At 71.9% G+C, this 608-nt stretch carries 1 protein-coding gene and 1 pseudogene; both read left to right on the forward strand.

Features of this window, described 5'->3' with window-relative positions; translation table 11 throughout:
• Positions 1-139: pseudogene (locus FV223_RS32305) on the forward strand (response regulator); the annotation flags it as partial.
• 17 nt (positions 140-156) lie between these two features.
• Positions 157-608, forward strand: a 452-nt coding sequence (locus tag FV223_RS29435; RefSeq protein ID WP_147730097.1) for a response regulator, incomplete at its 3' end; no start/stop codon positions are given.

The raw sequence follows: 608 nt of genomic DNA on the forward strand, positions 1-608 counted from the left end.
CCTGCCGGTGGTGCTGATGACCTCGCGGGGCGACGCGGCCGACGTCGCCCGCGGCCTCGACCTCGGCGCCGACGCCTACCTCACCAAGCAGAAGTTCGACCAGCGCCAGCTCCTCGACACCATCGGGCAGCTGTTGTGAGCGAGCCGGTCCGCGTCATGCTGGTCGAGGACAGCCTGGTGGTGCGCGAGCTGCTGCGCCACATCCTCTCCCGCGATCCCCGCCTGGCCTGCGTCGCCGCCGTCGCATCGGGCGAGGAGGCCCTGTCGGCGATCGACAGCGTGCGGCCCGACGTGATCTCGATGGACATCCGCCTGCCCGGTATCGACGGGCTCGAGACCACCCGCCGCATCATGTCCGAGCACCCGACGCCGATCGTGGTGATCGCCGATTCGGTCGAGGATTCCTCGCTGCGCATCTCGATGAACGCCCTGCGGGCCGGCGCGCTGTCCGTCGTCGAGAAGCCGGTGGCGACGACCCATGCCGGCTACGACGCGGTCGCCGGCGAGATCTGCACCCAGCTGCGCATCATGGCGCAGGTCCCGGTGATCCGCCGCCGCCCGATCGGCACCGAGTGGCTCGGGCGCACCGCGGCGGCCGCGTCCGCACC

Source organism: Methylobacterium sp. WL116, from assembly GCF_008039455.1.
Taxonomy (GTDB): domain Bacteria; phylum Pseudomonadota; class Alphaproteobacteria; order Rhizobiales; family Beijerinckiaceae; genus Methylobacterium.